The 14,097-nt window shown below is 53.6% G+C and carries 13 protein-coding genes; 7 read left to right on the forward strand and 6 right to left on the reverse strand.

Features of this window, described 5'->3' with window-relative positions; all coding sequences use genetic code 11:
• Nucleotides 1-54: 54 nt before the first annotated feature.
• Together dnaG and P7079_RS05070 are read right to left on the reverse strand one after the other, a co-directional pair.
• Nucleotides 55-2,013: a DNA primase gene (gene dnaG, locus P7079_RS05065; RefSeq protein WP_278012205.1), complete on the reverse strand. Its 1,959-nt coding sequence runs from the start codon at nt 2,011-2,013 to the stop codon at nt 55-57.
• A 69-nt stretch (nt 2,014-2,082) separates the two neighbouring features.
• Nucleotides 2,083-3,327: a deoxyguanosinetriphosphate triphosphohydrolase gene (locus P7079_RS05070; RefSeq protein WP_278012206.1), complete on the reverse strand. Its 1,245-nt coding sequence runs from the start codon at nt 3,325-3,327 to the stop codon at nt 2,083-2,085.
• 57 nt (nt 3,328-3,384) lie between these two features.
• Here P7079_RS05070 and P7079_RS05075 point away from each other — a divergent pair, with 57 nt between their 5' ends.
• Nucleotides 3,385-4,344: a hypothetical protein gene (locus P7079_RS05075; protein ID WP_278012207.1), complete on the forward strand. Its 960-nt coding sequence runs from the start codon at nt 3,385-3,387 to the stop codon at nt 4,342-4,344.
• Here the strand turns inward: P7079_RS05075 and dusB are convergent, their stop codons facing one another.
• From dusB to P7079_RS05090, 3 genes are read right to left on the reverse strand one after another with little or no spacing between them, the layout of a single operon-like run.
• Nucleotides 4,345-5,559: a tRNA dihydrouridine synthase DusB gene (gene dusB, locus P7079_RS05080; protein WP_278012208.1), complete on the reverse strand. Its 1,215-nt coding sequence runs from the start codon at nt 5,557-5,559 to the stop codon at nt 4,345-4,347. It abuts the gene before it with no gap.
• Nucleotides 5,559-6,872 (reverse strand): YibE/F family protein, encoded by a 1,314-nt coding sequence (locus P7079_RS05085; RefSeq protein ID WP_278012209.1) that lies wholly within the window; start codon nt 6,870-6,872, stop codon nt 5,559-5,561. Before P7079_RS05085 ends, dusB begins: the two co-directional genes overlap by 1 nt.
• Nucleotides 6,872-8,266, reverse strand: coding sequence for a glycine--tRNA ligase (locus P7079_RS05090; protein WP_278012210.1), 1,395 nt, complete (start codon nt 8,264-8,266; stop codon nt 6,872-6,874). Before P7079_RS05090 ends, P7079_RS05085 begins: the two co-directional genes overlap by 1 nt.
• A 194-nt stretch (nt 8,267-8,460) precedes the next feature.
• On the opposite strand from P7079_RS05090, the gene P7079_RS05095 reads away from it, so the two are divergent.
• From P7079_RS05095 to P7079_RS05115, 5 genes are all read left to right on the forward strand, one after another.
• Complete coding sequence (locus tag P7079_RS05095; protein WP_278012211.1) at nt 8,461-9,513, forward strand: metal ABC transporter substrate-binding protein; 1,053 nt, start codon at nt 8,461-8,463, stop codon at nt 9,511-9,513.
• Between the two features lie 73 nt (nt 9,514-9,586).
• A complete protein-coding gene (locus P7079_RS05100; protein WP_278012212.1) occupies nt 9,587-10,336 on the forward strand; it encodes a metal ABC transporter ATP-binding protein in 750 nt (249 codons plus the stop codon).
• A complete protein-coding gene (locus P7079_RS05105) occupies nt 10,333-11,259 on the forward strand; it encodes a metal ABC transporter permease (protein ID WP_278012213.1) in 927 nt (308 codons plus the stop codon). Before P7079_RS05100 ends, P7079_RS05105 begins: the two co-directional genes overlap by 4 nt.
• Entirely contained in the window at nt 11,231-11,626 is a 396-nt protein-coding gene (locus tag P7079_RS05110; RefSeq protein ID WP_278012214.1) for a Fur family transcriptional regulator, read from the forward strand. Before P7079_RS05105 ends, P7079_RS05110 begins: the two co-directional genes overlap by 29 nt.
• The gene (locus P7079_RS05115; protein ID WP_278012215.1) at nt 11,619-12,116 is read left to right on the forward strand and encodes a DedA family protein; all 498 of its coding nucleotides are present in this window, start codon (nt 11,619-11,621) and stop codon (nt 12,114-12,116) included. The genes P7079_RS05110 and P7079_RS05115 overlap by 8 nt, the downstream gene beginning before the upstream one ends.
• Nucleotides 12,117-12,341: 225 nt before the next feature.
• On the opposite strand, the gene P7079_RS05120 is transcribed toward P7079_RS05115, so the two are convergent.
• Nucleotides 12,342-13,541, reverse strand: a complete 1,200-nt coding sequence (locus P7079_RS05120) for a Rib/alpha-like domain-containing protein (protein ID WP_278012216.1) — start codon at nt 13,539-13,541, stop codon at nt 12,342-12,344.
• 289 nt (nt 13,542-13,830) lie between these two features.
• Between P7079_RS05120 and P7079_RS05125 the strand changes: the two genes are divergently transcribed.
• On the forward strand, nt 13,831-14,064 hold the full coding sequence (locus P7079_RS05125) for an RNA-binding S4 domain-containing protein (RefSeq protein WP_278012217.1): 234 nt from the start codon (nt 13,831-13,833) through the stop codon (nt 14,062-14,064).
• Nucleotides 14,065-14,097 lie beyond the last annotated feature (33 nt).

The raw sequence follows: 14,097 nt of genomic DNA on the forward strand, positions 1-14,097 counted from the left end.
TAGATCCCAACTCGATTACTCATTCTGACCCCATCACATACGCCACAGGAAAGCTCAGTTTTCTTCAACGAAAAGTCGCCGTTGCGCTTCAAGTTCCATTAGCCGGTTAAACAGTGCCTCTTGTTCTGGAGCACGAGAGTCCGTGCGTTGCATCTGCGAACGGACGTCTGCAATCTGGCGAGTAATTCCACTACGGATTAGGCTCATCATGATGCCCCTCACATAGGGCCACGGATCTTCCACTTCGCTTTGGGGCAAAGGTTCAACCGCGAGCTGAACAATCGCGCGCCGAACAACGTCATCGGCTGTTCTCGTGACTTGCTCGACAAAACGACCAGCTGCTTTCTTCTCCGCATCGCCTGCAGGCATACCTGACTCGACAAGTGAATCTGCATACGTCTTCGCTTGGCTCGGGCCGCCTTGAGCACGAATCGCATCGAAAATCGCTCGATGCACTGGAACCTGGAATGAGGCAGCAGGTAGTTGACCGGCATTTGCAGCAACGGCAAGAACCGGAAGCTGGACAATAACCTCAAGTGCTTCACGTTCGATGCGTTCGATTGGATCACGAAGCAAACGCCGATCCGCTAACACAGGAACATGAACGTCATCTTCTTGATGCTCAGTCAGAAGAGGAATTTGAGCATGTGAGCGGGAAGCATCATGCACGGCTCCCCGCACCACGTGTTCATCCATACCTAGCCAGCCGGCGAGTTGCCGCACATACTCGCCACGCAGCACGCGGTCGCGGATCGAATAAAGGACAGGCGCTGCAGCGCGCAAGCCAGCGGAACGTCCTTCAGCTGTGGAGAGGGGAAATTCTGAAAGAACTGACCGGATAACAAAGGCAAAGAGCGGTTCGCGTTCCTTCACAAGCTGACGCACTGCTTCGTCACCGTATTTTATTCGCAAATCACACGGATCTAAACCTCCAGGTGACACCGCAACAAACGTCTGCGCGGCAAAATTCTGATCCTCTTTGAAAGCACGCATCGCAGCTTTTTGACCTGCGCTGTCACCGTCGAAAGTGAAGATCACCTCTCCGCCGTAGGCTCGCCCACTCGATAAAATGACTCCGGCCGCAGGATTCGCAGAATCACCCATTAATCTTCGCACAATCTTAACGTGTTCATGTCCAAACGCGGTGCCACACGTCGCAACAGCGTTCGTTACACCGGCCAGATGCGCCGCCATCACGTCGGTATAGCCTTCGACGACGACGATCCGGCGTTCGGTGGCGATCGACTTCTTTGCGAGATCGAGGCCGTAGAGCACCTGTGACTTCTTGTAGAGCAAAGTTTCAGGGGTATTGAGATACTTCGGACCACCATCGTCATCAAGGAGCTTTCGCGCACCGAAACCGATAGTCTCGCCCGTTACCGAACGAATCGGCCACATCACACGACCCCGGAAGCGGTCATAGACCCCTCGACTTCCTTGAGTCACTAATCCTGAAGCAGCGATTTCCTTTTCAGTAAATCCCCGCTTCCTGAGTTGAGTGAGCAGACCATCCCACGAATTAGGTGAATATCCCACGCGAAAGTGAATGATCGCCTCCGGATCGAAATGGCGAGCAGCGAGCATTTCGCGTGCGGGAGCGCCTTCAGCGCTCGATAATTGCGAGACATAGAAATCTTCAGCCACTCGGTGCGCATCAATCAGGCGAGCACGAGTGACGTCGGAGGGCCCCCGGCGTTGTGCACTGCCCTCTTCGTATTCGAGTTCCACCCCCACCTTACGAGCGAGAAATTCAACTGCTTCAACGAAGCTGACATGTTCGATATTCTCGATAAACGTAATGGCATCTCCGCTTTGTCCACACCCGAAACAGTGGAAAAATCCCATCTGCGGACGAACATTGAACGACGGGGTCTTCTCGTCGTGGAAAGGGCACAACCCTTTCAGCGATCCAACTCCAGCAGGCTTGAGCGAGACATATTCGCCGATTAATTCGTCGATGCGGACGCGATTACGCACCTCTTCGAGCGAATTTTGTTTGATTAACCCTGCCATAGCGCTTATCTTAACTGGTCAGGTGCTTCGCTGTGGAGGCGGTTCGCTACCTGTGGACTCATCTCAATATCAGTGACGCAAGAAGCCCACCAATGTCGCATGATACGCACGAGCAGATTGATCAGTGAGGGACGCCACTTGGTCCACGACAACACGCAAACGCTCCGCGTCGTTGGAAGCGCGTTGATAAGCGTCAAGGAACGGGCGCTCAAGACTCTCGGGAGTCTCGCTGAACGCGTCAACAAGATCAAATAACATCGTGCGCTGCTCGAAGAAAATTGGCTCGTGTTCTCGCGGTGCCATCACGTAGTGAACCGCGATCCCCTTGAGAAAAAATATCTCAGCAAGCGTATCGCGCGGAACCACCACATTGCCTGCGTAACGAATCAGCGGCATATAGCCGATCTCAGCACGTGTGGCATCTGTGACAGCGGAAACAAATCGTCCAATCAGATCCGATGTCAGGTCTTTGAGCTGAGCGAGATCACGAAGCTGATCATTGAACACCTGTGGCCAGCTAGGCAACGCGAATATACGCTGAGCAGCAGCATCGAGTTCATCTCCGGAAATCTTCGTCCCGTACCAGGCCAATGTCGATTCAACGACGCTGTCACATTCGCGGACACCCTGAGCTGCGAAATCTTGTGGGACCATTGCCCGGCGAACAATCGTATCTTCGAGGTCATGGACTGAATAGGCGATGTCGTCAGCAAGATCCATCATCTGAGCTTCAGCGCTCTTGACCTGCCCGTGCTCCTGATGAGCCCATTCAAAAACGGGCGCGTCATCAGCATAAGCTCCGAACTTCGGACTTGCATCCCCCGCTGGCCCGCTGTGTCGATACCATGGGTACTTCACGGTGGCGTCGAGAACTGCACGCGTTAAATTCAATCCGGCAGGTTCGCCGTCGGCACCGAAGCGCTTCGGTTCGAGACGGGTGAGAATTCGCAGCGTCTGTGCGTTACCTTCGAACCCGCCAATATCGCTCGCGATAACGTCAAGGACTTGTTCGCCGTTGTGTCCGAATGGCGGGTGGCCGAGATCGTGCGCAAGGCAGGCAGTCTCGACGACGTCGGGGTCAGCACCGAGGTTCTTCGCCAGCGACCGCCCCACCTGAGCAACTTCGAGTGAGTGGGTCAGGCGGGTTCGAATAAAATCATCAGCTTCCGGCCCGAGAACTTGGGTCTTTGCTCCCAAACGACGCAGTGCTGAGGAGTGGATCAAACGCGCCCGATCGCGCTCAAAATCACTACGCCACGGGCTTTTCGGTTCCTCTGGGACAAATCGTGCCAAATCGTTCGAAGAGTAGTTCACAGCTCTACTTTAACCGCTCGCCGTGTCACAATAGTGGAGGTGAGGGAAAGGTCAGCAATGTCAGCTAGTTACACAGTGATCCATACGCGCCCGCGAAACGCACGTGATCTCAAACGAAACGTGTGGTTCCGTGCGTCACACCGACAGCTGACGAGTGATCCTGAAAAGTTTATTGAACGTACCGCTCGCCTCGGAATCAATACGATCTCCGTGCCGATTGTTGATCTTGATGTGGATCTCGTCAAACTCGCACGCATGGCGTACAAGCGCGATCTGCTCCTCATTGGCCGAGTTGATGCCGACTTCCACAGTGATGACGAAATTCTCGACGCACTTGAGTACTGGAAGGCAATTTCTTCGATCGGTATCGGTCTTGACGCTGGATATTCCACAGAGCCAACGATGATGTTTGAGCGCCTCGTCTGCCTCGCTCAGCAAACGGGAATTGATGAAGGATTCCTTTCGGTTGGCTTGATCACCAATGAGGGCGGCTCATTTGCCCCTCCTGTGCCAAACAACTATGTCCCGATCGCGCGTCTGCCCTACATGAAGGATCCGCTCACTCCTGAAAATATTGCCGATCTACTTCACGAGTCGTTTGGGTTCTTCAGTGAATCAGGCATGGTGCCGTCATGGATGATCACAAATTCGTCGATTACCGCGGCATCGGGCCGACTCACCGACGCCGCTGTTGCGTTGATTTTCCTTGCGCTCCCAGGAATCGCGAATTTCGAACAGGGCGTGATTTCGCGTAGCCCATCAACACGCCACACCCTCCGCCTACGTCAGAGCGCCAATCTTCCTCAGGGGAATCTGGCAGTCGATGATTCGCGAGCGGGGCAAGGAATCGTGTCACTGTTCAACAAGAACATCGAGGTCATGATTAACTTCGGTTGGGATAACGTTGAAGTGCATCGTCAGCGAGTCGTCATGTCCTCACGTATCGAGCTTCCTTCTGCCAACGACGATCAGCACCTTATTCTTCCTCCCGGCGACGTGGTGTGGATGACGGTATGATCACCCGCCCGAAATGCCGATCTCTGCCTCATGAATTCGTTCACGTTGAGCTTCTGAGAGGAAGTGCGATTCCAACCATTGATCCGGCAAATGCGCTTTCTTCGCGTGTCCAGTGCGTCCGCGCTTACCTTTAGCGTCATCTGGGTAAGGCTGGGAGAGATCCAGTGAGGACAGAATTTCTCCAAGTTGATCGTAGGATTCAACGAGGGCAAGCCTTTGCCGAATATCGCCACCCGCCGAGTAGCCCTTGAGGTACCAGCCAATGTGCTTACGCATTTCGCGCATCGCGCGCATCTCACCACCGAAGTGGTCAATCGACAATTGAGCGTGACGCATGATCACATCAGCAACTTGGCTCAAGGTCGGTGCATAACGCGCAGATGATCCGTTGAGCGCAGCCACCAAATCGAAGAACAACCAGGGACGCCCCTGGCAGCCACGGCCAACGACCACCCCATCAGCGCCAGTCATTTTCATCATCGACAGTGCATCTTCGGCTTCGAATACATCACCATTGCCGAAGACTGGCAGATCAGTCATCTCTTTCAACTGGGAAATTCGCTCCCAGTGTGCCCTGCCTGAATAATGTTCGACAGTGGTTCGAGCATGTAGTGTCAGCGCATCCAATCCGACTCGCTTCGAGATTTGGGCGACTTCCTCGAAGGTTTCGTGATTCGCATCGATTCCAATACGGAACTTCGTGGTGACAGGAATACGATGCCCACGCTTCTTTGCCCCCGCCGTCGCACCTTCGCGTGCAGCTCGGATGATAGCTTCATAGAGATCAAATTTCCATGGTAAAGCGGAACCCCCACCCTTGCGAGTGACTTTTGGAACCGGGCACCCAAAATTCATATCGATATGGTCTGCCCAATCTTCAGCGACGAGAATCCGGGCCGCTTCGTACATCGCCTTTGGCTCGACGCCATAGAGCTGGATCGATCGTACAGGATCCCCCGGATCGGGCTGAATCATCATCATGGTTTCGGCATTGCGCTCAACGAGAGCACGTGCGGTAATCATTTCACAGACATACAGACCGGTGGGGGCAATAGTTCCATCCGTCCGCTCTCCAGGCCCGACGTCGAGCCCAGCAGCGCGTGCCCCTGCCTCGCCAAATTCACGACACAGCTGACGAAACGGTGGGTTCGTCACACCGGCCATAGGTGCGAGCATGATGTTTGTTCCCAAGGTGACATCTTGGAGTTGAATCATCAGTGTTTTCCTTCTGGTGTGTCGAGGTCCTGGAGCTGATCGACAGTGGCGACCGGAGCGGGAACATTCACATCGGCGTCGTGGACAACGCCAGCAACGCCGCGTGCGACACGCGATTTCCCTGGTGCAACGGGTGCCAGAATGGCAGCCAGCGCCGTCGTCAACGGAATTGCAAGAACAAGTCCAATGGAGGCAACCAATGTACGAATAATTTCTTCAGCCACTTGCGCGATCGTCAAGAGATCAAGAACTGATCGGTCAATGAGGGAAGCGGCCATGAAGAGTGGGAGCGCAGTTCCCACATAGGCAAATGCCAACGTGTAAACGGTCGAAGCGATGTGATCGCGTCCCACTGCCATTGCGGCTTTTATCACCTGGCCACGTCCGGCTCGTGGATTCGCATTGTGCAGCTCCCAAACGGTTGAGACTTGCGTGATCGTCACGTCGTTCAGAGCACCAAGGCCGGCAAGGATAATTCCGCACAAGAGGATCTGATTCATTTTCAGTCCGGGAACTTGAGTCAAAAGTGCGATCGACTCTTCAGTTGCTGTTCCCGACATTGCCGCCCACCGGATCATCCACGCGGCAATTGCCCCCGTGATCACCAAGCCGACAAAAGTTCCTACTACAGCAGTCGTGGTGCGAATGGAGATTCCATGCGCCAAATAGATCGATGCAAACATCATGGCGCCAGCACCAGTAAGAACCACGAATAAAGGCGAAGATCCGCCGATTAGCGCTGGAAGCATAAAGAATGCGACCACTGCCAACGAACAGGCGAGACCAATGATCGCTGCTAGTCCCTTCCTGCCGGCAACTGCAAGAACGACGGCAAGATAGACGGCGAGAAGAACCCCGAGCGGGACTGTTCTCACTGTGTCCATATAGATATAGGGTGTACCGCCCTCCAACCCTGAGGGCTGAAACAACACTTTGATGTGGGTACCGACGCTGATGCCGTTAAGCGCAATATCAAAAGGTACCTGAATCGGCACTTGCGCTCCATCAACCGTTGCTGTCACCTTGATTTGCCCGAGATCGTCAGGTTTGTGCGCGATCGAGGTTACTTCCGCAATCTTTTGTGACGTTGTTGACGAGGTGAGCGGCACTGATCCGATTTTGCTTGCTCCACTCGGCCACAAAAGTACCATTCCCACAGCGACCGCGAGCGCAATCGGGATAACAATTGCGGCAAGAATGGCGCGGACGCGACGTCGATCATGACTTGAAAGTTCTAGATTAACTGCGCCGTGGGAATGCCCGTGCCCGGCGAGAGGGATTTCCTCGCCGGGCACGTTCACGTGATGAGCCATCAAGCTCCGATGAGCTTTCCAGCGAGGAATGCTTCGACCTCGCCCATTGGGATACGGATCTGTTCCATGGTGTCGCGGTCGCGAATTGTCACAGCATTGTCCTCGAGAGAATCAAAATCAACAGTGATGCAGAAAGGTGTACCAATCTCATCTTGACGGCGGTAACGACGACCAACCGCGCCGGCGTCGTCGAAATCAATGTTCCAGTTTTTGCGTAGGGTTGCCGCAAGTTCCTTTGCCACCGGCGAGAGCTTCTCCGAGCGCGACAGCGGCAGGACTGCTGCCTTCACGGGAGCAAGACGTGGATCAAGTTTGAGGACAACGCGCTTATCCACTCCCCCCTTTGTATTGGGAGCCTCGTCCTCTGTGTAAGCATCGGTCAAGAAGGCCATGAGCGAACGGGTCAGACCAGCAGAAGGCTCAATGACGTACGGCGTGTAACGGTCACCGGTCGCCTGGTCGAAATATTCGAGCTTCTTGCCAGATGCCTCCGAATGAGCAGACAGATCGAAGTCAGTACGGTTAGCAATTCCCTCAAGCTCGCCCCAATCACTCCCCTGGAACCCAAACTTGTACTCAATATCTACTGTGCGCTTCGAGTAATGCGAGAGCTTCTCCTTGGGGTGCTCATACAGGCGGAGATTCTCTTCTTTAATTCCGAGATCCTTGTACCAGGCAAGGCGCGCATCGATCCAGCTTTGGTGCCAGGCTTCATCTTCACCAGGCTTTACAAAGTACTCAAGCTCCATCTGTTCGAATTCGCGAGTGCGGAAGATGAAGTTGCCTGGGGTAATTTCGTTGCGGAAAGACTTGCCAACCTGACCAATGCCGAATGGTGGCTTCTTCCGCGCAGCAGTGAGCACATTGTTGAAGTTGACGAAAATTCCCTGAGCAGTTTCCGGGCGCAGGTAGTGCAGGCCAGCTTCGTCATCGACCGGGCCAAGGTAGGTTTTGAGCAAGCCAGAGAAGGGCTTCGATTCAGTCCACTGACCGCGAGTGCCACAGTTCGGGCAGGGCACCTCGGTCATCTCGACGTCGGCTTCATCAGCACCGTGCTTGGCAGCGTAGTTTTCCTTGAGTTCGTCTTCACGAAGGCGCTTATGGCATGACTGACATTCGATGAGAGGATCCGAGAAGGTTGCGACGTGCCCAGATGCTACCCACACTTCACGCGGAAGGATGATCGACGAATCGAGGCCGACGACGTCTTCACGAGCGGTGACGTTTGCGCGCCACCACTGGCGCTTGATGTTCTCCTTGAGTTCAACCCCAAGCGGGCCGTAGTCCCATGCCGAGCGTGTGCCTCCATAAATCTCACCTGCGGGGAAAACGAAGCCGCGGCGCTTTGCGAGCGAGATGACGTTGTCGAGACGCGATGGAGCCGGTTTGGCCATGCGTTGTGCTCCTTTCTTTTCTGCATCTGGATGATGCAGTGGCGGACCTTTGCCGCATCGCCGGATCACCGACGTATGCCCCTATTATATGGGCACCCGGCATATTTGTTCCTCTCACCAGCGGTATGTTGCTTCCGGCATGTAAGTACCGCCTTAGTTGACATGACGCGATAGTAGTACCAAGAATTATTCTCATGAAGTTGAATAAATCTCTGGCGCTTACTGCCGCAGTAGCAATGTCCCTCACCGCCTGCTCTTCTTCTACACCGAAGGCAGGCTCAACGACGTCGGCACCCGCCAACGCCGTCTCGGTCACGACGTCGATGTACCCGATTGAGTACCTCGTCAATGAAGTTTCGGGTGGCAAGGTGAAGGTCAATGAGCTCACTGCACCAGGTGCTTCCGCTCACGACGCTGAAGTTTCACCAGCCGATGTGTCCTCGATCGAGAAGACCAAGGCCATGCTTTATATCAAGGGTTTCTCCTCGGCAATCGATGAAGCTGCATCAAATGTCTCGATCAAGCCTGTGGTCAATATTGGCGACTCCGTTAACCTCCTGACCCCAGAACAGCTCGGCCCGAACGCCGAGTCCGAAGATCACGACCACGAGGGACATGACCACGACGCCAAGGGACACGACCACGACGCCAAGGATCACGACCACGAAGCTGAGGGCCATGATCACGATGCCAAGGGACACGACCACGAGGGACACGACCACGGCGCATTTGACCCCCACTTCTTTACCGACCCGTCGCGTATGGCGCTTGCAGTTGCACCAGTTGTCAAGACGCTGTCTGACATCGACCCGAGCAATGCTGAGACCTATAAGGCCAACGGCGAGAAACTCAAGGGCAAGCTCGACGCACTCGCCAAGGAATACAAGGACACCTTGAACGCACAGAAGTGTGAGTCCACCACCTTCGTGGTGACACACCAGGCTTTCGGCTACCTCGCAACTGAGAACGGCCTGACCCAGGTTGGTATCGCCGGTATTGATCCTGATACCGAACCATCGCCAGCTCGTGTGAAGGAAGTCACCGATACGATGAAGAAGGCTGGCTCGACGGTTATTTTCGCTACCTCTGAATCTGAGAAGAAGGGCGCTGAAGCCGTGGCAAAGGAAGCAGGCGCAACCGTCCAGCTCCTCGACCCGGCAGTCTCGCATTTGGACCAGTCTAAGGACTACATTGCCGTCATGCAGAACAACCTCAAGCTCCTCAAGGACGCTATGAAGTGCAAGTGATCGGTCTCGATCAATAGAATCAGGGCGTGCCTAAGCCGAGGCTTAGACACGCCCTGATCTTTCTAGGAGAAGAATGATGCACGTGATTGATGTTGCCAACCTTAATGTGAGGTTGGGAGCAACTCGGATCTTAAAAGACGTTTCTTTCGACGTCACTACCGGTCAAACACTCGCCGTTCTTGGCGCAAATGGTTCTGGCAAGACAACCCTCATCAAGACCCTCGTCGGTATCCACCCCATAGAGTCAGGGAGCATCACCCTGTTTGGCACATCCATCCAGCAACGCTCACATATCGATTGGGGCCGGATTGGATACGCTCCTCAGCGCGTCACGACAACATCCGGAGTTCCATCGACTGCATTGGAGACTGTGATGAGCGGCATGACTTACGGCCGCCATCTTCTCCCCCAACGTGGAGCACGAGCAAAAGCTCTTGCCGCTCTTGAACAAGTAGGACTGGCGCACCGAGCAGGCGACTCAGTTCAAACTTTTTCCGGTGGGCAACAGCAACGCGTTCTTATCGCCCGGGCACTGGTGAAGAATCCTGACTTGATTGTTCTCGACGAGCCCTTCGCCGGAGTTGATTCCACTTCCCGCGAGAAAATTACTACGACGCTTGCCGACGCCCGCGGTCGCGGAGCAACGATTGTCCTGATCCTGCACGAGCTCTACGATCTTGAATCACTCATCGATTCGACTCTCGTTCTCGACGATGGACGCATCAGTTCCTTCACGATGTCTCCCGACTGCGAGCACCTCGACGAACATGCGAACGTTGCTCCCCACTTTCGTACCCCTCATATGGGAGGAACCGTCAAATGATTTACGAAATGCTCTCGTCGCCACTGATGCAACGCGCATTTATTGTCGCGATTCTCGTTGGACTGACTGCCCCTGTAATCGGCACATATTTGGTTCAACGTCGCCTCACCCTGCTGGGTGATGGGATCGGTCATATCGCCCTGACCGGTGTTGCGCTCGGATGGCTCGCTGCTTCGGCAGCGAATGCTGCGAGTGTCGAGGCCTGGGCTATTCCTGGCGCTGTCGTAGCCTCTGTGCTCGGAGCGCTGGGAATCGAATGGATGAGATCTTCAGGACACACAGCCGGCGACGTTGCGCTCGCAATTCTTTTCTATGGAGGCATTGCCGGTGGCGTTCTCCTGATCGGAATCGCTGGCGGTACCACAGCAAATCTCAACGCCTATCTCTTTGGTTCAATTTCTACGGTTCGTGAGTCCGATGTCTATTGGACCTTTGCCCTCACCCTCTTCATTCTTGCCGTAGGGCTGGGCTTGCGTGGACCACTTTTTGTCCTCTGTCTCGACGAAGAACATGCTCGCGCTTCAGGACTCAATGTTCCGCTTCTGTCGGCATTAGTCTCAGTAACAGCCGCACTCACTGTTTCTGTGTCGATGCGCGTCGTCGGCGCTCTGATGGTGTCCGCCTTAATGATTGTGCCGGTAGCGATCGCTCAGCTGGTTGCCAAATCCTTCCGCGCCACCATGCATATTGCGATGGGAGTGGGAGTCGTGGTGGCACTTGCTGGTTTAACCACGACTTACGTCAAACCCTGGAGCCCCGGAGCAACAATCGTCATTTACGCAATCATCCTCTACACCATCGTCGCGGCAATCCGCCCTCTTGCGTCGCGTCTTTTCACGCGTAATATTGCTTTCAGTACATTCCCAGACCGAAAGAGAGAATATGGTTCAGCGAATGACTCGCCAACGCACGGCGATCACTGACCTGATGAAAGGGACGAACGCGTTCAAGTCCGCTCAGGAGATCCATGACATGCTTGCGGCAGAAGGTTCTGCGATCGGGCTTGCGACAGTCTATCGCAACCTCCAGACCATGGCTGAGGGCGGTCTCGTGGATGTGATTCGCCCAGGCGACTCTGAGACTGCATATTACCGTTACTGCGCTGATGATCATCACCACCACCTGGTCTGCCGCCGATGTGGAACAACGGTTGAATTGAAGACCGATATGCTCGAATCATGGGCAGACAAGGTTGCCGCTGAACATGGTTTCAGCCAGACCAGCCACTCGCTCGAAGTCTGGGGATTGTGTGCGAAATGCTCCAAGGAGCTTGCACAGGCCCATGGTTGATTGGCTGAAAAATTTTCTCGCGAACGGCCCGATTATCTGGGTTTTTCTTTTCTTGTTTTTTGGCGCGTCAGCTCGTGCTCACGCTACTTACTTACTGGGACGTTTTGCGCGTAGGCTGACAATCAGTGCTGATGAGGCACCCCATGGGTGGCGCGCAAATCTGTGGCGATTCTCCCACGCTCCTTCTGTTGAGCACGCGATGGATTTTCTCCGCCGACGCGGGTGGCCGGCAATTCCTCTTGGATTCTTAACAGTTGGTTTCCAAACAGCGATCATGTTTAGTGCCGGAGTTATCGGTATTACGTGGGGATTCTTTACACTTACGGTTATTCCAGGTGCCTTGATGTGGGCAACAATTTATTCAACGATTGGGTGGGCAGCTTGGCAGGCCGTAATTTTAGCAGTTGCCGCTAATCCGATTGTTCTTGTGGCGAGTGTGCTGGCTCTTGTATTGGTCAGTTACGCAATTTATCGCAAATGTCATAACTGAAATCCTTACGATCTCTCTACCTATCTTCATGAAGAGAGACATGGCTGGCTAGCTTTAAGCAACCCCCTGTGCGCCATAAAAGTTCATCCACAACTTTGCGGTAATCGCGCGCTCTTCCATGGACTTTAAAGAAAACTGGGCTTATTAGCCAAAAAGGGTGCTCCTTGAAAGGCAATTTCAAGGAGCACCCTTTTGTGTAGAAGGTTGTTTTACCTTCAGCTAGGTTTACGCAAGATCACCCTTGCGACGCAACCCAAGCGCAACCATACCAGCAACAGCAAGCACCAATGCGCTTAGTACTGAGATTCCGACAGAGGCACCTGTGAACGGCAGCTGAGCTTTCGGCTGCGGAGTGGCAAGCTTCGCCTGTGGCTTCGGATCAGCCTTCTTCGTCGGGTCACCACTCGGTACCGGCTTCGGATCAACTTCCTTCGTCGGCTCAACACTCGGAACCGGCTTCGGATCAACTTCCTTCGTCGGGTCAGCACTCGGTGCCGGCTTCGCCGGAACTTTCTTCACAAGATAGCGATAAGTGATGTTCTTACCATCTTCACTTGTCACAACCTCATAATCAACGTACTCGTAGCCTTGGCTATTGAGCTTGTCCAGTTCATTGTCAAGAACTTTCGTTACCTCAGAACCACTTGCTTTACCGTCCTCCATATTAAAGAGGAAAGCAACAGATTTTCCAGACTCATCAACTTCCTTGATTTGCCCGAAATACACCGGAGCGGTTACTTCTGGCTTCGGGTCAGCACTCGGTGCCGGCTTCGGATCAACTTCCTTCGTCGGCTCAGCACTCGGTGCCGGCTTCGCCGGAACTTCTTTCACAAGGTAGCGATAAGTGACGTTCTTGGTATCTGAGTTCTCGATGGTTTCAAGCTTGACGAAAGCGTACCCCGTCAATTTCTCAAGTTGCTCATCAAGAACTTTCGTTACCTCAGAAGCGCGATACTTTCCCTCGGTCATTGGGGTCAAGAAAGAAAGAGAGTTTCCAGATTCATCAACTTCCTTGATTTGCCCGAAGTAAAGCGGGGTTCTCACCTTCACGTTGACCTGCTTGATTGATTTGTCGGCGTATGTAACCTGCACAGGGAATGTGTAGTGACCCGGCTTTTCAATGGTAAATGGGAACCTCTTTAAATAAGAGTTCACCATTGCTTTTACCACAGGTGACTTCCCAGTCGCAGTAGTTGAAACTGCATCAACAACTTCTTGGCGTTGCACAGTGTCACCAACGCGCTTGACAACGTCTTTCACCGTGACAGAATACTGATCTTTCAAAGCTTGCGGTTTTGGATCTGCACCGTATGCAAAAGTCTGCGCAAACACCAGCGCAATCACAAACCCCATTGTTGCAAATAGAGCAAAAAGTTTGATTTTTCGGCTGTCAGTTGTCGAGACTTCCGCAGAAAATGCTCGCATCTAACTCCCCCTCCCTTCAATTTACGCCAGGCGTAAATATTTGTATGAATGGACACGATTCTCATTCAAACGTGTTCAATTGAAATCCAAACAACACCGTACTACAAACAATTCCTCAGATAAAACCCAGCTCTTTCCCATCTCAATGCCTGAGACTTTTCCTTCACCTTGTTCTCTCTACTTTCCGCAGTGCCTTATCAAAACACAACATATCGGCAAAACAAAAGATAACTTTCTCCCAGATAAACACGCATTTGTCACTTGCAGGTAAAAACGCAAGAATGAGCACATGGAAACTTTCCCGGTAAAGCTCCCGATTGAGCTAGGTCAATTCATTAAACTTGCAGGACTCACCGAAACAGGTGGTCAGGCTGCCGAAGCTATTTCTTCCGGAGCCTTTAGCGTGAACGGTAACGTCGAAACGCGACGCCGCCACAAACTTGCCGAAGGCGACGTCGTCTCCGCCACAACATTGGACGGCGAAGTTGTGGCTCTTCGCGTGGGATCACGTGAGAGAGCATGAGAGTGTTGAAAAGATGGGCACGGATTCCCCGTG

The organism is Arcanobacterium canis (assembly GCF_029625435.1).
Taxonomy (GTDB): Bacteria; Actinomycetota; Actinomycetes; order Actinomycetales; family Actinomycetaceae; genus Arcanobacterium; species Arcanobacterium canis.

Bases quoted from the DNA above. Each gene is read 5' to 3' on its own strand.
- dnaG (WP_278012205.1), bottom strand. From the start codon at position 2,013: ATGGCAGGGTTAATCAAACAAAATTCGCTCGAAGAGGTGCGTAATCGC.
- P7079_RS05075 (WP_278012207.1), top strand. From the start codon at position 3,385: ATGTCAGCTAGTTACACAGTGATCCATACGCGCCCGCGAAACGCACGT.
- dusB (WP_278012208.1), bottom strand. From the start codon at position 5,559: ATGATTCAACTCCAAGATGTCACCTTGGGAACAAACATCATGCTCGCA.
- P7079_RS05085 (WP_278012209.1), bottom strand. From the start codon at position 6,872: ATGGCTCATCACGTGAACGTGCCCGGCGAGGAAATCCCTCTCGCCGGG.
- P7079_RS05090 (WP_278012210.1), bottom strand. From the start codon at position 8,266: ATGGCCAAACCGGCTCCATCGCGTCTCGACAACGTCATCTCGCTCGCA.
- P7079_RS05095 (WP_278012211.1), top strand. From the start codon at position 8,461: ATGAAGTTGAATAAATCTCTGGCGCTTACTGCCGCAGTAGCAATGTCC.
- P7079_RS05100 (WP_278012212.1), top strand. From the start codon at position 9,587: ATGATGCACGTGATTGATGTTGCCAACCTTAATGTGAGGTTGGGAGCA.
- P7079_RS05105 (WP_278012213.1), top strand. From the start codon at position 10,333: ATGATTTACGAAATGCTCTCGTCGCCACTGATGCAACGCGCATTTATT.
- P7079_RS05110 (WP_278012214.1), top strand. From the start codon at position 11,231: ATGACTCGCCAACGCACGGCGATCACTGACCTGATGAAAGGGACGAAC.
- P7079_RS05115 (WP_278012215.1), top strand. From the start codon at position 11,619: ATGGTTGATTGGCTGAAAAATTTTCTCGCGAACGGCCCGATTATCTGG.
- P7079_RS05120 (WP_278012216.1), bottom strand. From the start codon at position 13,541: ATGCGAGCATTTTCTGCGGAAGTCTCGACAACTGACAGCCGAAAAATC.
- P7079_RS05125 (WP_278012217.1), top strand. From the start codon at position 13,831: ATGGAAACTTTCCCGGTAAAGCTCCCGATTGAGCTAGGTCAATTCATT.